Raw genomic sequence first — 18,034 nt, 5'->3', positions numbered from 1 at the left:
TTCGTAAATCGATCAGACGGCTTCCAGCGCGATGGCGATACCCTGACCAACACCAACGCACATGGTGGCCAGCGCGCGTTTGTGACCACCTAACGACAGCTCCAGTGCCGCCGTTCCAGCGATCCGGGCCCCGGTCATGCCCAGCGGGTGCCCTAAAGCAATGGCTCCGCCATTTGGATTCACATGCGCGCTATCCTCGGCCAGACCTAGGGCGCGCAGAACTGCGATACCTTGCGCGGCAAAAGCCTCATTCAGTTCAACCACGTCGAAGTCTTCGGGATTCAGGCCCAAACGGGCGCACAGCTTTTGCGTGGCCGGGATCGGACCGATACCCATAATCCGAGGTGCCACACCCGCCGACGCCCCGCCAACGATGCGGGCCATCGGGGTCAGTCCGTATGTCCTGGCGGCCTCAGCCGAGGCGATGATCAGCGCGGCAGCCCCGTCATTGACGCCCGAGGCGTTGCCAGCCGTGACTGTTCCACCATTACGGAAAGGCGCGGGCAGGTTGGTCAATTTTTCCAGCGTCGTGCTGCGGGGATGCTCATCGGTTGCAAACAGAACTGGATCGCCTTTTCGCTGCGGCAGTTCGACCGGAGTAATTTCCTGTGCCAGCCGACCCGACGCGATAGCTTTGGCCGCGCGCTCTTGACTGCGAAGCGCGAATGCGTCCTGCGCGTCACGCGTCACATTGAAATCCTCGGCGACGTTCTCAGCAGTTTCCGGCATGGAGTCGACACCGTACTGTGACTTGATCACCGGGTTGATAAAACGCCAGCCAATGGTGGTGTCATAAACAGCATTCGCTCGTGAAAAGGCGCTTTCGGCCTTGGGCATAACAAAGGGTGCGCGCGACATGCTCTCAACCCCGCCAGCGACCACCAGGTCGGCATCACCACAGCGGATCGCCCGCGCGGCATTGATCACAGCATCCATACTGGACCCACACAGGCGGTTAATGGTCGTACCGGGGACAGCCACAGGCATGCCCGCAAGCAGCAATGACATGCGCGCCACGTTGCGATTATCTTCACCGGCCTGGTTGGCGCAACCGAATATCACGTCATCGACAGCATCCCAGTCAACGCGTGGATTGCGCGCCATCAAGGCACGTATAGGAACCGCGCCCAAATCGTCAGGGCGTACCGGGGCCAGAGTACCACCAAAACGGCCGATCGGCGTTCGTGTATAATCGCAGATATAGGCTTCGGTCATTGAGTTCACTTTCCTGCATGAGCCGTGGCGACATGGGAAACGGGTCGTTCGAAACGTAGGCTCGAGAGTATTTAAAAACAGTTTGAAAAAAATGGGAAATCCGAAATTTAACTTGTCCAGAATTTCTGGGCTGGTCATTCGATTACATAGAGAGGTGGCGCGGCCGTCTGACATTCGGCTGCACTTGTCTTGTTTCGGCCGACAAACAAGAGCGCTGACCGATCCCAGACCTGGCCAATCAGCGGACAGCAATTCGCCCAACCATGGCCCGAGTTTAAACCCGCGCATTGGTTTCGGTTTGGCGGAATACCTCCTGCGGTCAACCGCAAGAGGTGATTTCTAAGCAAATCCACTCATCGTAGAGTACCAGTTTGCGCTTTAACTCCTGACCGCCGCCCTCAGCTCAAGAAATTTCCGCAATTGTTCCGTTTCCGGTCCTGACAATGCGCGTCCAATTGCGCCATAGGCATAAAGAGACGCACCACCCGGCACCACCCTGTTACCCGCCCCGATGAGCTGGCCGCCACGGATCGTGACCCCGTTCTCATCTGCCCAAAATTCAGTGACGTCCGATCCCAGGTCAGGGAACTCAACGACAAGTTCGTCGTCAATTTGATCATTCGAAAGATACCAGAAAGCGCGCTGTCCAGATTCAGTGACGTCATACTGATTGATACGGTTCTGGTACGGTGTCGGTGCGGATCCGATTTCAAGCTGAGCCTGTGCAAGCAGAATGCCCTTCACACCATCCCCCAGAACATCGACCCCCATTTCCTCTCGGGGTCGAAGATAGAGGTTTTTGTTGCCCGTGCCGTTGTAGTCCAATTGTGTGGATACCCGGAAAAGACCGCTGCCAAGGCTTTCAACATAAGCTGAACCGGACAGGATTGCGCCCGTCGTCAAATCGACTTCGAAGGCCGCGCGCGACGCAGCAAACCCGTCGCCACCGATAAAGTGCAGGATTGGATATTCCGCCGCCGAGGCGACAACAGAGAATGTAACAGTCTGTTTGGCTTGGACAGCCGAAGGCAGGGCAACAAATGTCAGACCACTTTGGCCGACCCTCGCGGCCAGTTTCACCATCTCTATTTCTGGCAATCCCAGTGCAGTCGCAGTAAGAGATCCAGCACTATCGTTCCACCCTGCGAAACTCGCAGAGTTGTCCATCAAGTTCCTGATCCCACTCATCGGGTGCCGGGCAAGAAAAGGGCGCTGGTCGTCATTAAATTTCTGCGCGGCGTGGTATCCGGGAATGCTACGGGCCGCTATATCAGCAATGGTTATATCCGTCGGTCCCGATCGCCGCTTGATGCTAAGGTATTCTACCTTCGATTGTATAATAACGCTGTGCCGGCCTATTGTGGTAGGCAAGGGCGGGTTGCCCGTCACACCGCTGATAGACAGGCCACCAAAGCCATATGCGGTCACTGTATATTCTAGTCGGTACCATTCTCCGACCGTTAAAATATCAGTCTGCACGACGTTTGAATACGACCCATCGGGTGAGTGGATGCGCACTTGTCCGTTTGAAATGGTTGCATCACCGTTCGTATTCCAATGAGCCTCACCATCGTTTAACCCCCCGTCCGTGACAGCGTCAGGGCCAGGTTTAAGATCGTTCGATTTATCCAGCATCAACCCCACCGGTTGACCCGGACCCAGTATGGGCATCGTCCCTGCCCAGTTCTGAAACAGTGAGCGCATATCGGCGGGGTCGAGCCAAAGCGACGGGTTCAAGTTTTTAATACCGCCAGGACCATTGCGCGTCGCCAATGATGTGATGGAAAGGCCAAGATTAATCATTATTAACAACCCCTTTCACTTCATCGGTTGTTTGATGCCTGGGTTGATTGACAAAGGCTGGTTCAGCCTTGCTGGCAATTACTGCGCGGGACATTCTGTTGATCTCCAACTTATTGGATTGGTGCGACTTCATTGGATGAGATGCCAATTTGCCCTCAGATTTCCGTAGCTGCGTGTTCAGAAACCCGGGCTTTGCGGGTACTCATTCTCACTTGATGCATGACGTTAGCATTCAGTCATGGGTTGAGACTTGATCGTTCTTCACCCGGAATAATTTTCTAAGATTATTGATTTTTAATTAGGCGACCGTACGGGTTGATCGGAAGTCATGCGCCCATAGTCAGATAAGGGGGAAGTGGCTAGAAGCCTGGTTTGAACCGACCCAAACAGCAGTCATGAAATGCAGGGGCAAGGTGGTTTTCACCGCGGCTTTTTGAACTGGCAGTTTGGCATACGGGCGGGCCTTTATTTATGCGCTGGAACCTTGTAGAGAGCGGCTTCAAACGCGTTTCGCGTGTATCCGGCATTTGGGATAAATTATTTGATATGAAGCAATCTCCAATACACGAAGCACAGTTCAATTCGAGCCGGTCACCAATGGGTGACGCGCCAGAAGATGACGTGGTCGATTTAGGAGTTTTGATAGGCACATTATGGCGTGGAAAGTGGATCATTGCCCTGGCCACCGCCATAGCCATTTTGATCGGAGGGTATTACGCCTTTGTCGTCGCCGTGCCACTATACAGGTCGACTGCGGTGGTCATGCTGGAAACCGATCAAGCCAGCGTGGTTGACCTTCAAAGCGTAGTGGGCGGTCTGGCCGGAGACACCGCTGAAGTCAATTCCGAATTGGAAGTGCTGCAGTCCCGCGGCCTGATAGGCAAGGTCGTGGACAAGCTGGACCTCGTTTCTGATCCCGAGTTCAATTCCGATCTTCTGCCGGACTCGGCACTCGATGGAGTCAAACAGTTCGTCAAATTAGTGCTTGGCGCCGGAAGCGACCCCGAGCAGGTGGCCGAGGAATTGACCCAGCAGAAAACCCGGGACAGCGTGATTACTGCCCTGCTCAAGAAGCTCTCGGTCAAAATCGTGCCGCAAAGCTTGGTGTTCGAAGTTACGGTCGAGACGGAATCGGCACGCAAGTCAGCTCTGATAGCCGACACGATCGTCGAACTATACGTACTGAACCAGATCGAGGTAAAGTTTGAGGCCACCGAACAGGCGACGGCGTGGCTGACCGACCGTGTGGCCGAGCTGCAAGTCGAATTGGAAACGGCTGAGGCAAAAGTCAGCGACTTCAATGGGACGACTGCGCTGATCTCACCCGAAGCTCTACAGTTGCAGGAAGTGCAATTGAAAGATCTTCGTGAACGTCGTGTATCTGCCGAGGCAACCCGTGTCACGGCACAGTCCCGGTATGACGCACTGTCTTCCGCAGACAACCGCGCGGCTCAGGCTGAAGCCAGCCAGGACCCGCAGTTGCAACGTCTTTTCACGCAAATCGAGGATTCCGGTACGGGCGAGACAGTCTTTGACACCGCTTTTCAACGCCTTCTCGCGCGCACAGCGCTTGAAGTGCGGCGGTCGACGCAGCAGGTTCAGGCCCTGACACAATCGGCAGAAGACCTTGGGCAAAAGATCGCGCAGCAGAATGCGGACCTGATTACGCTGCAGCAATTGGTGCGTGAGGCCGAAGCGGTTCGGCTGCTTTATGAGTATTTTCTGGCACGGCTGAAAGAGACATCGGCGCAGGAAGGGATTCAAAAGGCGGATAGTCGGCAATTGTCACGCGCCGTTATTCCCAGCATCCCGACTTCGCCCCGAAAATCCCGAATGCTAATGCTCTCGGCCATACTGGGCCTCATGCTGGGCGGCGGGTTCGTCTTGTTGGCTGAAGCGCGACGCAAAGGCTATCGCTCTGCGCAGGATTTGGAACGCAAGACCGGCTACAGCGTTTTGGGTCAGATCCCGATCTTTCCTGCACGCGGGCGCCGCAAGGTTCTGGAATATCTGGCCGACAAGCCGTCCTCTGCCACGGCCGAGGCGGTGCGCAACCTGAGAACTTCGCTGATGCTGTCCAACGTGGACCGCCCGCCACAAGTTGTGGTTATGACCTCATCGCTGCCGGGCGAGGGGAAGACGACAAATTCACTGGCGTTGGCCCAGAACTTTGTCGGTATCGGCAAAAAGGTCTTGCTGGTCGAAGGCGATATCCGACGCCTGACCATGACAGCGCAGCTCAAGGGCGCACCCCAAAAAGGGATCGTGTCGGTTCTGTCCGGGGACGCCACGCCACAAGAGGTCATCTTTCAGGACCCGTTGCTGAACTGCGATATTCTGGCTGGTGAAGAGACCTCGGTGAATGCGGCGGACCTATTTGCATCAGAACGGTTCAAGGTTTTTCTGGACGACATGCGCAAGCTCTATGACGTCATACTGATCGACACGCCGCCAACATTGCTGGTATCCGACGCACGCCTGATTGCACGCAATGCGGATGCGGTGCTGCTGACCATCAAGTGGAATGACACATCCGCGCAAGACATCACCGAGGCAATGCGCCTGTTCCACACCGATAATCAGCGCTTAACCGGTCTTATTCTGGGTCAGATCAATGTCCAAAGCGCCAAGCATTACGGATATTCCTACGGAAGATATGCGTCCAAATATTACAGCGATTAAGGCTGTCAAAACGTCTTGGTTTAACGTGCGATTGACGTTTCAGTCGTTGCTGGCAGGACGGATCATTGCGGGGATGCAAAAAGGTAACCAGCCTCGCTTTCTGGTCGAACCTCAGCAAGGCTAAGTACGCTGCGGTTACGACGTTGTGAAAGATTGATATTCACGTTTGTTATTCTTTGGAATTATGCATGAAATTTTCTATCCTTACAGCAGTTTGGAACCGTGCGGCCACCCTTCCAGATGCCTTGCAAAGCCTGGATACACAAACCTACGACAACTACGAACATGTGGTTCAGGACGGAGGCTCTAGTGATGGCACGCTAGAGCTGCTCAATGCCCGAAACGATCCGCGTATGCGGCTGGTCAGTGAAACAGATCGGGGCCTTTACGACGCACTGAACCGCGCCACGGACCGAGCAACCGGTGATGTGGTCGGGTTGCTGCATTCTGATGACTTTTTTGCACATGCAGAGGTTTTGAATCGTGTTGCACAGGTCTTTGAGGAAACCGGCGCAGACGCGGTCTATGGTGATCTGGAATATGTGTCCGCGCGGGATACCAACAAGGTGGTGCGCCATTGGGTTTCTGGACCCTATGGCCCGCACAATCTGAAACGTGGATGGATGCCACCACATCCGAGCTTATTTATCAAACGCGATGTCATCACGCGGTGGGGTGGTTATGATGACAGCTTCCAGATTTCAGCAGATTATGACAGCATACTGCGTTATTTCGGCCAGGGCCGCATTTCAGCAGCCTATCTTCCGGAAGTTTTGGCCAAGATGCGCCTTGGCGGGGCCAGCAACGGCAGCGTCCGTCGAATTTTCAGGAAATCGACGGAAGATTATAAGGCAATCCGGCGCAATCAGGTTGGCGGTGCGCCCACTCTGATCATGAAAAACGCGCGGAAGGTGCCGCAGCTATTTATGAATAAGCTGAGATCAAACTAGGCTTGCACAGCTCATGCTTCGGGGCGGGCAAAGTGATTTGGTTGACCACGTCTAGGTCCACGCGGGCGACCTACGCAGCCCTGTCGATACTGAACCCACCGCAAATTTACGATAGTTCCAGACCCATAATAAGAGCTGGACAGACGCAAAAAAAACGCCGCCCTAGGGGGCGGCGTTGCTGATTGGTTTATTGGCTTAGGTTATTCAGCTGCCTGTGTTCCGGCGTCTTCGTGCCTGTCCCGCTGCCCGTCGCGATAAAGCGCCTTGGCCAGAGAAATACACATCAAACCCATCACCATAGTGAACGGCAGCGCGCCGATGATCATCGCATTGCGCAATGCGTCCATCGGGTTGTTCTCACCCGCTGCCAAGATCAGCGCACCGATTACGGCGGTCAGAATCACACCCCAAATGATGCGATGTTTGACGCCGGTCTCCTGACTGCCACCCGACATGATTGTGTTCATCACCAAAATCCCGGAGTCCGCAGAGGTAACCAGGAAGGTCATGATCAGGATCACGCACATGACGTTCAGCATTGACAACAACCCACCGTCGATCATGTAGGACAAAGTCACGAACAGCTTGTTGGTGTTCGACGCCCCAATGATCGCGCCCTCGGCCGCGCCTGCCAGTTCCAGATCGATCGCGGTGCCGCCCAGGACTGTCATCCAGGCAAAGCACACCAATGCCGGTGCGAACACGCAACCCAGGATGAACTCACGCACGGTACGACCCTTTGAGATGCGTGCCAGGAACAAGCCAACGAACGGCGAGAACGCGATCCACCAAGCCCAATAGAACGTGGTCCAGCCCGACTGCCAACCAAACTGACGGCCCTGTTCACCGGCTGCATAAGCTGCGGCCAGAGTTGCTTCGTCCAGTTCAGCTGCTGCACCTTCCAGACCGCTCTTGAAGCCGTCAAAGCTGCCCCAGGCGTTGGTAGCACCCCCCATCAGGTCTGCCGCATGGGCCTGTGCTTCTGCGGGCAGTGCTGCAGCAAAAGCTTCTGCCGACAGCGGCCCATAGGCGCCAAAGCTCAGCGAGATGAAGTGGAAGATATAGTCGACCATCGCCGAACCATAGGTGGTCATTGCAAAGACAAACGAGCCGAACACCACAAAAGTTCCCAGCAGGATAATCGACAACACAAGGTTCAGGTTTGATAGATACTTAACCCCGCGGCCGACACCCGAAACCGCCGAAATGATCGAAAGTGCCATGATAACGACCAGACCCGCGATCAAGCCCACCTTGGATGGTGCCGGAACGTCTCCGCTCAGGTCCATTACCCATTGCATACCGGTGATCGCATAGACCCCGTCGATAAACTGGCTGACACCAAAACCAATGGTGACCGAAACACCCAGGATGGTCGCAACCACGCCCAAAACGTCAACCACATGACCAAGAAAACCGTTCATCAGCTTGCCGAACAGCGGCGTCAGCGCCGCGCGGATCGTCAGTGGCATGTTACGCGTATAGGCGTAGTAGGCCAGAGACAGGCCCGTCACCACATAGATCGCCCAGGCGTGAAAACCATAGTGCAGGAACGTATAGCGATAGGCCGATTGGATCGCCTCGGGTTCATTGCCCGGAACATCCCCGGCAACCACAACGGGGTTTGAGCCCCACAACCCCAACGGTTCGGCCGTTGCAAACACCATCAGGCCCACGCCAAGACCGGCCCCGAACATCATCGAGAACCACGAAAAGTTCGAAAACTCGGGCTTTTCTCCGGGTGTGCCCATGACACGCTTACCGGTGCCCGGAAGGATGGCCACCACCGCCAGAAACAAAAAGAAAAAGCCCACGATGATGACGTAAAAGCCGTTGAAGCTCTCCAGTAATTTGCCGTTCCAGCTGCCCAGGGTGCCGTTGGCATTGGCCGGAAAGACCAAAGCCCAAAGCACCAGAGCAACCATGATCGCCTTGCTTATCAGCGCAATCGGGACGCTGTAGTTCTCATAAAAACCATCATCCGCGGTCTTTATTTCTAAGTCCGTAAACGGTTCCTTTATCGACATCTCTGTTCTCCCTTGTCGGTAAATGGCCTTTTTTATTTTTCGAAGTGCGCCATTCCCGCCAAATCTATAGGGGGTGCGCATATCAGTTTGTTATTCTCCGTCCGTTTATTGCCCTTTCGCGTCACAAAAGCGCACGGATCTTTTCAAGAAGGGCAGCGTTCACTGCGACACCTTCCTTTGCAGCCCCTTCTCTGTATGTCTTGCGACCGTCGCCTGGCAGGCGGGCACCGTCTTGCGAGCGGACCGACTCGATAAGAGCGGCCAGCTTGTCCTGAAACAGCCCGCCCGAAGTCGCCTGTGGGTCAATGGCAATAAAGAATTGACCGGTTTTCGGCGGGCCACCAGCCGTACCCGAGAATGGGCTGGCCACGGAACCCAACGTCGCACCCGCCATCGCAGCAGCCATCAGTTCGACGGTCAGGGCAATGCCGACACCCTTGTAACCGCCCGATGGCACCATCGAGCCTTTCAGACCAGCCTCGGGGTCGGTGGTGGGTTGGCCATTGGCGTCCAGCACCCAGCCTTCGGGCACAGATTTGCCTTCGCGGGCGTGCTTCATCACCTCGCTCTTGGCAATTGTGCTGGCGGACTGATCGATCAGCAGCGCGGCATTGCCATCGGCATCGGGGGCGGAAATCGAAAATGGATTGGTGCCGACAACGGGTTTCGCGCCACCCGACGGGGCAATCGAGGCAGGGGCATTGGTAAATCCGATCCCAAGCAGCCCGGCCTGCGCCAACCGCTGTGTATGCACGCCCAGAACACCGCAATTATACGAGTTGTTGACAGCCAGAACTGCAACGCCTTGTTCACGCGCTAGCGGGATCAGTTTCTCGAACCCCAAATCAATAGCACTATGGGCAAAGCCAGTGGCGGCATCCACTGTGACAACGGCAGGGCGAGGCTGTGTGACCACCGGTTTTGCAGTGCCGTCCACCTTGCCACATTCGACATGCTGAGCGTAGATCGGAATATAAGCCAACCCGTGTGACGCCACCCCATCCGCTTCGGTCATTGCAGTGGCGACCGCCAAAGGACGCGCGTTTTCCTCGGATGTTCCGGCTTTGACAAGCGCGCGAAAGGCCAGGTCTTCAATCTCGGACAGTGACAGGGTTTCAGTGGCGATCATCATATATTCCCGTTCGTAAGAGTTGTAAGCGCCCCGGTGCAGGAGCCGCATTTCAGTCGTTGTCGCTCAATCCCGCACCGGCGCCGCGCAAACGGCTTTCCTCGGTTGCGGGGGCGAACGTGCGATGGGCAAAGCCGCTGAGCCTGTTCCAGTTTTCCTCTGACACATCGGCGCGCAGCACCGGTTCACGACGCCCGGTCATTTCGGCGGGCGCGGAAAAGACCAGCTTGTTTGCGTGGCGCGCCTCAAGCGCATCGGGCGTTGCTTGTACGCAAACCTGTCGTCCGTCGGTGGCCAAGCGGGCCCCCTGCCATTCGGCAGAAACCGGCACGCCCAGACGCAACGCGGCACCGCCCATGAACGGCACTGCCAACAGGGGCAGGCTGACGTTCTCCATGGTGATCGATCCCCGATTCATCAGCCGCACGGCACAATCGCTCAGCGATGCCCCGGCGATCAGCGGACTCATACGCCGTGTGGGAGCATGCCATACTTCGGCGCTAAGAGAGACGGGCGACACGTCAATCGATGGAATGCGGTCGTTCATTTCCAGCAGATCGGCCAACATCCCAGCCCCCGAGAACCCGAAAGCCGACAGCCAGCGCGTGCCTTTGGCCGCCTCTTCGGCCAGCCCCCATGACAGGCCGGCACCGCGCGCGGCGCGTTTGCTCATGGCTTCGATTTCATTCAACGAATGGCTCATGCCACGGCCTCTTCAAGTTCGGGGAATACCCAGAAATCGGCGTTTTCAGAAGCCAATTCGTAGGGCAGGGGAGCATTCCCATACATGCAGATCCGAACCCAGCGGTCCGAGCGAGGATCAAACTTGGTCGCGCCAAAGAAGGACAGCTTGCAACGCAACATGTCGATGGGAAGTACTCGATCCGAGATCGTATTGTCCCGAATTTCAGCATAGGGTGCGCGACCTACGATCTGGACCCGACGCAGGACGTGGCGGTGTTCAGGGTGGCGCAGAAGAAAATCCGCAACCTGTGCCTCGTCCGACCAATGAGCCAGAGCCTGATACAACATTGCGGCATCCCGCCCGGGGGCCAGAGGCTGTTCATATTCCTCTATAGGTTCTTCAAAGCGTTCACCTAGGCGCGGTTCCAGCTTTTCCTCGGAAACATACCAAGCGCGAGCCTTGCTGGCCGGAGTGGTCCAATCTGTCTCGATCGCCCAGCCATAAATGTCCTTCAGCAGCGTCCGCAAATCGCCGATCTTCATCGCACCCGCTATCCGGAAGGTCGCGGTGTTATCTGCCGCCATACTTTCGGCAAACCCGTCTACCAGGTCCCCGTAAGGTTCCAGAATAAGCGAGGCAATCCATTCCTGCCCTTCCAGGGTCAGGTTCGTCTCGGCCCATGTGTAAAGCGTATTCCAGGGATAATCCGCATCAAGATTGGCACTGGCCAGATAATCGGTAACCTTGGCGACATCCCCACGAAGGGCCGCCAGTTTCTCAATCTGGATCGGGTGTTCCGAATGCCAGGTTTCGACGATCTGCGTGTTGCGCGTCAGCATTTCCCGGAACAGGGTGATTTCAGCCTCGGTTGCCTTTTGAACCGCACGGACGGCCTGAATGGCCCGTTCGCGGGCGGCCATCCAATTGTTGAACAGCACCGGGTGGTTCAGCAGAAACGGCGCCATGCCCAGACCTGTCGAGTTGCCGATGCCAATCGAACGGGCAATCCCTGGGTCCAGCCGCGCCGCGCGGGTTCCGTCTTTTGCCGCGCGCAGGTCTGCCATGTATTGCACCAGATCGGTCACGAACCAGCGCGTCAGATAGACCGACAACATCTCAACCTGGAAAGGCGCACGAAATTCGGGGCGGTCGGCGATCATCTCACGATCCGCAGCACCCAGTTTGCCCGAGCCGTAAACGGCTGTCGTGCGCATCAGGTAACCGACGTCTTCGATTTTCGCGACGGACGGCTGGCGTCCGCCAGCCAGTTCGCTGACGACATGCTCCCACAGGCGCACCGACCGGTTCGCGCGCGAGACCGATAGTTCTGTGCCGGTCACGCGCCCTGCTTCCTGAACCGGGATATTATGCGACAGGCGTTCGATGTCATCCGCAGTCGGCACACCATCGAACAATGTGAATGTGGCGTCCCAGGCTTCGGCAATCACCCGATCAGACCGTTTTTCAGGCGGCAGGTCATGGGCATAGGCGATCAACGAATATGACGCATCAGGCCCGTGCGCTGTATAAACAGCATGGCCGACGCCGTTTTCATCAATCTCGAAAGCAGTCTGCTCGAACCGCCAGTTTTCTCGGGCCAGACGCCGTGTCAAAACACGCATGAAGGATAGGCGCGATTGGTGCATCGATCCAAGGCGCGCAAGGCGCATCACCAGCTTAGGGTCGCGTTGGGAAACGTCAGTCATTCGGCCATGCCTCCTCAGCTTTCCGGCGGCCCGAAGTTGTCATTAAAGAAGCGATACCAGTTGCCTCCCATTATTCCGGCGATTTCGTCGGCGTTCAGGCCGGTCTGGCCCAAGCCATTCCTGATATTTCCAAAGTCGCGATTGTCCCGGAACCAATCTGGCATGGGCGGGAAACCGGGGGCTGAGGCAGAGCCCTCACCATAGTCAATTTCTTTGGTCCAGCGACCGACGCGCATCCATTCCACGATGCTGTCGGGTTGATCCTGGCACAGGTCGGTGCCGATCCCCAAATGCTGAGCGCCGTATTTGTCCGCAGTCCGCGCGATCATTTCGCAGAAACTCTCAAGCGTGCAGTCGGATTTGTCCTTGAGGTGATGAGGGTAGACCGAAAAGCCCAGCATCCCACCGTTTTCTGTTACGGCCCGAATAACCATGTCCCGCTTGTTGCGAAGGGCAGGCGACCACTCATGCGGATTGGCATGGGTGATGGCGATGGGACGTTCGGAAATCTCAGCCGCCTCGATGGTTGAACGATCTGCCGAATGGCTCATGTCCACCACAAGACCAACGCGGTTCATCTCTTTGATGACCTGCTTGCCCATGCGGGTGATGCCGGTGTCTTCGGCCTCGTAACAGCCCGTCGCCAGCAATGACTGGTTATTATAGGTCAGCTGCATGAACCGCGCGCCCAGATCGTGCAGGATTTCGACCAGACCGATATCGTCTTCGATGGGCGAGGGGTTCTGGAAGCCAAAGAACACCGCCGTCCGCCCCGTTTCTCGGGCCACGTCAATGTCGCTGGCCCAGCGGCCTTTCATGATGAGGTCGGGGTATTTCTCGAACCAACGGTTCCATTTCTCAAAATTTAGAACCGTTTCGCGGAAGTTTTCGTGATAGGCGATGGTGACGTGGATCGCGTCCACGCCCCCTTCGCGCAATTGACGGAATATTTTCTCCGACCAGTTGGCGTATTGCAGGCAATCGATCAGCATCAATCCGGCTTTCCGGCGCTGATATAGGCGGTCTTGACCGTTGTGTAGAACTCAGCCGCGGCTTTGCCTTGTTCGCGCGGGCCGTAAGAGCTGTCGCCGCGGCCACCGAACGGCACATGATAATCGGTGCCTGCGGTGGGCAGGTTTACCGTGACAACGCCGGTGCGCGCGTTGCGGCGGAAATGGGTGGCCCGAGCCAGCGATTTGGTCACGACGCCCGAGGTCAGGCCGAAATTAGTGTCATTGACGACGCTCAGCGCTTCATCATAGCTGCCAACCTTGATGACGCTGGTCAGTGGCGCGAACATTTCTTCGCGGTTGATGCGCATATCGTTGCGCGTGCTCAGGAACACACCGGGCGACATGTAAAAGCCTTCATGCGGCATATCCAAACGCTGCCCGCCACAAGCCAGTTCCGCGCCTTCGGATTTGCCCAGATCGACATAGGCCAAATTTTCAGCCAACTGCTGCTGGCTGACGACCGGGCCCATCTGAACCCCTTCCTCCAGCGCGTGGCCGACTTTCATCGCCTGCGCACCCGCAACCAGCTTTTCTACAAACGCGTCGTGAATGCCTGCGTGAACCACGAGGCGGGAGGAGGCCGTGCATTTTTGCCCTGTGCCACCGAACGCCCCGCCAAGGGCCAGCGTTACCGCCAGATCCAGATCGGCGTCGTCCATAACGGCCAGAGCGTTTTTCGACCCCATTTCCATCTGAACTTTGGTTAGGTTCTGGATGGCCGCCGTCGCGATACCCTTGCCGACCGGAACCGAGCCGGTGAAAGAAATCGCGTTGACCTTAGGGCTTTCGACAAGACGCTGACCGATTGATCGGCCCGATCCCATCACAAGACTGAACAGACCCTTAGGGATATCCTGACGATTGATGATCTCGGTTAGGGCCACCGCCGAGGCGGGCGTAATGTTGGCAGGTTTCCACACAACGGCGTTGCCATAACACAACGCCGGAGCGATTTTCCACGAAGCGGTTGCCGTGGGGAAGTTCCACGGGCTGATGATGGCGACAATGCCTACGGCCTCGCGACGCACATCAACCTCGATGTCGGGACGTACTGAATCAGCGTTCTCACCAATCTGGCGCAGACATTCAGCAGCGTAATAGGTAAAGAACTGACCGGCGCGATAGACTTCGCCCTTGCCTTCGGCCAGAGGCTTGCCCTCTTCCCGGCTGAGCAGGGTGCCCAGCTCTTCGGCACGGGACATCAATTCGTTGCCGATGGCGTTCAGAACTGCCTGTTTGCGCTCAAGCCCATAAGCCGCCCATTCGGCTTGTGCGACACGCGCCTGATCCAGCGTTGTCTCTAGCTGATCGGCGCTGGCCTGAGCAAACATACCAACCAAGTCGCTCAGATCAGATGGGTTGCGGTTTTCGATTTCGCTTTCACCTGCCAGCCACTCGCCAGCGATCAGGTTCTTTTGGATGTCAGCCATAGCTGTGTCGCCTCATTCAGAAAGTATCGATCAGGTATGGACCTCTTTGGGGTAATCAATCAAACTAAAATTATTGAACATTACTTCAGATAAGTTGAAATGATCGGATGACACTCAAAATCGAATTGCTTCGTGGCTTTGTCGCCGTCGCGCGTTGCGGCAACCTGACGGACGCGGCTTTGGTCCTGAAACGAACACCTTCTGCGGTGTCGATGATGATGAAACAGCTGGAAACCCATCTTGGAGAACCGCTGTTCGAAACGGACCGGAAAAACAAGCTCACTGCACTAGGAGAATTTGTGCTCGAACAATCAGAGCAGGAGGTTCAGCATTTCGAAAATACTGTACGGGCCATCGAAAATTTCGCTGACGCCAGTTTGGGACATGTTCGAATTGCCACAGTACCGTCAGTGGCTGGCACAATCATTCCGCAGGTTTTTGCCCGTAAAATAGACACATATGACAAAGTCCGGATCGACCTGCGCGATATGGATTCAAAATCGGTTTTGCATGAATTGTCACGCGGTCGAATTGATATCGGTATCGCAACACTGGGCGTCAACGGGTCCAGTCTGCACAGCCAGCTTTTGCTGACCGACCGGTTCGGCGTTCTGGTTGCCCCAAATCATCCGTTGGCCACGGGCACCGGCCCAGTCAACTGGAAAGCGCTGGAGAATGAACGTCTGATCGCCAATAGCTTATCCGACGGCATTCCGGGTCCAGAATCCGAAAAGATACACGCCAGATCGCGTTTATCGGCCCATAACCTGACCTCCATTCTGGGGATGGTCAGGGCTGGTATTGGCGTGACCATCCTGCCTGAAATGGCCGCAATCTCTTCAGGTCCGAGCGACCTTGTGTTCCGTCCACTGGCCGATGAGACCTTAAAGCGCCACATTCATCTGTTGCGCAAAGCGGGATCGGCGCTGTCACCCGCCGCGCGCAAATTGGAGAAGGACATCATTGAAACGGTCGAAGCTCTGACAACAGAGCATCTTTGTTTTCGATAAGAAAACGCCCCTGGACAACGAAATCGGGTTTTAACCGCGCAACGTGTCGCCCCGGTTGCTCAGAAAAGCGACTCGTGCCGAGGCCGAGGAATTGGCGGTGATGCCAGAATTGGCGGATGGTTGGAAAAGGGCGTTCAAGCGGATGGCAGCGGGTGAATACGACGAAGATGTTCAGCGGCGGCTAAACGGCTGAAGGTGAATTCGCCCTGAGGCTGCGTCAGCTTTACGTGAGTTAGTGGCAGGGCGGCCCGCGCGAAGGTAACCGCCCTACCGGCCTGCCTAGGTCAGGCTGTGTGTGCGTTGTGCCCAAAATACAGGAACTCGCGATCCATTCCGGCCACATCACCCGATTCGAGAGACAGGCTGGCCGAATCCAGCATCTTGTAGCTTTTTTGCGATTTCACCCATTCATCCGCATTCTGAAGCGTGGTCAGCGTGTAGCTTGTGGTCTCGCTCAGGTAATGCGTTGGAATGATGATCTTGGGCTTCAGCTTTTCGACGATGTCGTTGCCTTGCTTATAGTCCAGAATGTGCTGCGACCCGTCGACGGGCAATGTCAGAACATCAACCTGGCCAATCGCATCCCAGAATTCCTGTGGCGGATCGTGCCGGTTGTCGCCCCAGATCAGTGTGCGGATGCCGCCGGTTTCAATCAGATAAACCACCATGTCCATGTGGCTGACATTGTCCGGCGGGCAAGCTTGCACTCCGAACTCGCCCAGTGCGTTGGTCCAGTCGTACCAGCCCGGCGCGCGGCACACGTGTTTGTCCGCAAAACCGGTGATTTTGATGTCGGCGAATTCAAAGTTCCCGACCATCCGGTCCAGAACCATGGTCGAAACTGGACGGTGAATGGCGTCATGGTCGAAATGCGTATGCGTGGACATGCAGATATCGACCGGCGTTTCCGGGAATTCATTCTTGAACCACAGCCCCCACGCACCCGAAGGGTCATCGCGCCAGGGGTCGAACAGAACGGTGGCACCACCGGGTGATGTGATCTTGATGGCGCAGTGACCGTAATAGTCGATCCCGACGGTCCCATCCACGGATTGTCCTGTGGTTTTCTGCAATTCGATCACGCCGTTATTGTTGCCGGGTTGTGTCCAGTCGGTGGATTGCGCCTTGGCAGATGTCGTGGTCAGCAGCGAGGCCGCCCCACCAACACCGGCAGCACCCGCCGCCATAAAAAAGGACCGCCGCGACAGGCCCGGCGTCAACTCATCCTTGTCACCACGCAATAGCGTTGGCTTAAGGTCCAGGTCATCTCTTTCCATTTTTGGTATTCCCTGTTGTCTCTCGTTCCGGTCTTTGCCGGAACAGAAACAGGGTACCAAGCCGGTTTATTAAACAGTGCATCGAAAATCTACGGGGGAAACATGGGGGGATTCCCCATGTTCACTGGATCGACAACAGCAGGCTGCGCAGGTTCTTACCGCTGCGTTTCAAACCAAGCTTTGCGCGTATGTTGTTGCGGTGAAACTCGATCGTGCTGGGTTCGCGTGACAGCGTTCTCGCAATATCCTTGGTCGTCTGCCCCCGCATGATCAACTGTGCGATTTCCTGTTCGGTTGGTGTCAGGGATTCAAAGATCGTGGTCAGTTGCCCACTCATCTCAGAGGTGATGGATTTCAAGCTTTCTTCAGCAAGGTCCAGATAAATCCGACCGGCAGGGTCGCTGTCCATTCGGCCACGCAGCTTTGCCAGATGCGGAACGACTAACCCCTTTATCTGACTTAGAATCTTGGCATCATATTCCTGCCGCGAAGTTTCGACACTGCTCAGCAATACCCGCAACGCGGCATTTGCCTCTTCCAGATCTGCGGTCCGGTTGGCCACGCGCTGTTCCAGTTGATCCAGCGTGGTTTGCAATTCGGCCTCAAGCGCGGTGCGGCGGTCAATCTCAACCAGCAACGAAAGATCGGATTCTATGACCCTCGCGAATTCCTGCAGGCCCTCGCGGAACAGCATTGCGCGTTGGTTACGGCGCGAATCCAAAACGCAAATTGTTCCAAAAATCGTACCGTCGGGCCATTTGAGCGGATAGCCGATATAGAAACTCATCCCGTGTTCTAGGTCGTCATTGTCACACCATTCCGGGTCTTGGGTTGCATTTTCGACCGTCAGTTCGCCATCGCGTTTCAGAACGCCATAGCAATAAAGTTTCTCACTCAGGGTAAAACCGCATCCCACCTCATAGGGGTTGTTGTTACTTCTGCTTGTGACAAAAACAGAATGATGAGGCGCATGTGTCCGCATCACGAGACTTGCAGGGACATCGGCAACCCGGGCAATCAGATCGACGATCCGCTGCCATTTGGCGATGGTTTCCTGCGAAATTGTGGGTTTCAAGCCAACCTCCGAGCGCAACATAGGTTACCCGA

The 18,034-nt window shown here is 56.1% G+C and carries 14 protein-coding genes; 4 read left to right on the top strand and 10 right to left on the bottom strand.

The window, feature by feature from the left end; translation table 11 throughout:
- Window positions 1-12 precede the first annotated feature (12 nt).
- Complete coding sequence (gene pcaF / locus ACR0AL_RS20020; protein ID WP_480664400.1) at window positions 13-1,215, bottom strand: 3-oxoadipyl-CoA thiolase; 1,203 nt, start codon at window positions 1,213-1,215, stop codon at window positions 13-15.
- A 378-nt stretch (window positions 1,216-1,593) separates the two neighbouring features.
- The gene (locus ACR0AL_RS20015) at window positions 1,594-3,018 is read right to left on the bottom strand and encodes a phage head spike fiber domain-containing protein (RefSeq protein ID WP_170351975.1); all 1,425 of its coding nucleotides are present in this window, start codon (window positions 3,016-3,018) and stop codon (window positions 1,594-1,596) included.
- A 597-nt stretch (window positions 3,019-3,615) separates the two neighbouring features.
- Here ACR0AL_RS20015 and ACR0AL_RS20010 point away from each other — a divergent pair.
- Window positions 3,616-5,700, top strand: coding sequence for a GumC family protein (locus tag ACR0AL_RS20010; protein ID WP_480649251.1), 2,085 nt, complete (start codon window positions 3,616-3,618; stop codon window positions 5,698-5,700).
- Between the two features lie 188 nt (window positions 5,701-5,888).
- A complete protein-coding gene (locus ACR0AL_RS20005) occupies window positions 5,889-6,650 on the top strand; it encodes a glycosyltransferase family 2 protein (protein WP_170351973.1) in 762 nt (253 codons plus the stop codon).
- Window positions 6,651-6,850: 200 nt separating this feature from the next.
- Here ACR0AL_RS20005 and ACR0AL_RS20000 read toward each other — a convergent pair whose 3' ends face one another.
- From ACR0AL_RS20000 to ACR0AL_RS19975, 6 genes are all read right to left on the bottom strand, one after another.
- Window positions 6,851-8,677, bottom strand: coding sequence for a BCCT family transporter (locus tag ACR0AL_RS20000; protein ID WP_170351972.1), 1,827 nt, complete (start codon window positions 8,675-8,677; stop codon window positions 6,851-6,853).
- A gap of 121 nt (window positions 8,678-8,798) precedes the next feature.
- The gene (locus ACR0AL_RS19995) at window positions 8,799-9,806 is read right to left on the bottom strand and encodes an Ldh family oxidoreductase (protein ID WP_170352002.1); all 1,008 of its coding nucleotides are present in this window, start codon (window positions 9,804-9,806) and stop codon (window positions 8,799-8,801) included.
- A gap of 52 nt (window positions 9,807-9,858) precedes the next feature.
- Window positions 9,859-10,509 (bottom strand): DUF3726 domain-containing protein, encoded by a 651-nt coding sequence (locus ACR0AL_RS19990; RefSeq protein WP_170351971.1) that lies wholly within the window; start codon window positions 10,507-10,509, stop codon window positions 9,859-9,861.
- Window positions 10,506-12,197, bottom strand: coding sequence for a hypothetical protein (locus ACR0AL_RS19985; protein ID WP_170351970.1), 1,692 nt, complete (start codon window positions 12,195-12,197; stop codon window positions 10,506-10,508). Before ACR0AL_RS19985 ends, ACR0AL_RS19990 begins: the two co-directional genes overlap by 4 nt.
- A 14-nt stretch (window positions 12,198-12,211) precedes the next feature.
- Window positions 12,212-13,189 (bottom strand): membrane dipeptidase, encoded by a 978-nt coding sequence (locus ACR0AL_RS19980; protein ID WP_170533864.1) that lies wholly within the window; start codon window positions 13,187-13,189, stop codon window positions 12,212-12,214.
- Entirely contained in the window at window positions 13,189-14,640 is a 1,452-nt protein-coding gene (locus ACR0AL_RS19975) for an aldehyde dehydrogenase family protein (RefSeq protein ID WP_480664399.1), read from the bottom strand. The genes ACR0AL_RS19980 and ACR0AL_RS19975 overlap by 1 nt, the downstream gene beginning before the upstream one ends.
- A 107-nt stretch (window positions 14,641-14,747) precedes the next feature.
- On the opposite strand from ACR0AL_RS19975, the gene ACR0AL_RS19970 reads away from it, so the two are divergent.
- Window positions 14,748-15,650, top strand: coding sequence for a LysR family transcriptional regulator (locus ACR0AL_RS19970; RefSeq protein WP_480664398.1), 903 nt, complete (start codon window positions 14,748-14,750; stop codon window positions 15,648-15,650).
- Between the two features lie 55 nt (window positions 15,651-15,705).
- On the top strand, window positions 15,706-15,843 hold the full coding sequence (locus ACR0AL_RS19965) for a hypothetical protein (protein ID WP_170351966.1): 138 nt from the start codon (window positions 15,706-15,708) through the stop codon (window positions 15,841-15,843).
- A gap of 91 nt (window positions 15,844-15,934) precedes the next feature.
- Here the strand turns inward: ACR0AL_RS19965 and ACR0AL_RS19960 are convergent, their stop codons facing one another.
- Complete coding sequence (locus ACR0AL_RS19960) at window positions 15,935-16,927, bottom strand: MBL fold metallo-hydrolase (protein ID WP_480664396.1); 993 nt, start codon at window positions 16,925-16,927, stop codon at window positions 15,935-15,937.
- A 121-nt stretch (window positions 16,928-17,048) separates the two neighbouring features.
- The gene (locus ACR0AL_RS19955; RefSeq protein ID WP_480649236.1) at window positions 17,049-18,002 is read right to left on the bottom strand and encodes a LuxR C-terminal-related transcriptional regulator; all 954 of its coding nucleotides are present in this window, start codon (window positions 18,000-18,002) and stop codon (window positions 17,049-17,051) included.
- Window positions 18,003-18,034 lie beyond the last annotated feature (32 nt).

Source organism: Ruegeria sp. BB1 (genome assembly GCF_056539465.1).
This window is presented reverse-complemented; position numbering and strand designations above follow the sequence as displayed.

Coding starts and splice junctions, on each gene's coding strand:
- pcaF (WP_480664400.1), bottom strand. CDS start 1,215: ATGACCGAAGCCTATATCTGCGATTATACACGAACGCCGATCGGCCGT.
- ACR0AL_RS20015 (WP_170351975.1), bottom strand. CDS start 3,018: ATGATTAATCTTGGCCTTTCCATCACATCATTGGCGACGCGCAATGGT.
- ACR0AL_RS20010 (WP_480649251.1), top strand. CDS start 3,616: ATGGGTGACGCGCCAGAAGATGACGTGGTCGATTTAGGAGTTTTGATA.
- ACR0AL_RS20005 (WP_170351973.1), top strand. CDS start 5,889: ATGAAATTTTCTATCCTTACAGCAGTTTGGAACCGTGCGGCCACCCTT.
- ACR0AL_RS20000 (WP_170351972.1), bottom strand. CDS start 8,677: ATGTCGATAAAGGAACCGTTTACGGACTTAGAAATAAAGACCGCGGAT.
- ACR0AL_RS19995 (WP_170352002.1), bottom strand. CDS start 9,806: ATGATCGCCACTGAAACCCTGTCACTGTCCGAGATTGAAGACCTGGCC.
- ACR0AL_RS19990 (WP_170351971.1), bottom strand. CDS start 10,509: ATGAGCCATTCGTTGAATGAAATCGAAGCCATGAGCAAACGCGCCGCG.
- ACR0AL_RS19985 (WP_170351970.1), bottom strand. CDS start 12,197: ATGACTGACGTTTCCCAACGCGACCCTAAGCTGGTGATGCGCCTTGCG.
- ACR0AL_RS19980 (WP_170533864.1), bottom strand. CDS start 13,189: ATGCTGATCGATTGCCTGCAATACGCCAACTGGTCGGAGAAAATATTC.
- ACR0AL_RS19975 (WP_480664399.1), bottom strand. CDS start 14,640: ATGGCTGACATCCAAAAGAACCTGATCGCTGGCGAGTGGCTGGCAGGT.
- ACR0AL_RS19970 (WP_480664398.1), top strand. CDS start 14,748: ATGACACTCAAAATCGAATTGCTTCGTGGCTTTGTCGCCGTCGCGCGT.
- ACR0AL_RS19960 (WP_480664396.1), bottom strand. CDS start 16,927: ATGGAAAGAGATGACCTGGACCTTAAGCCAACGCTATTGCGTGGTGAC.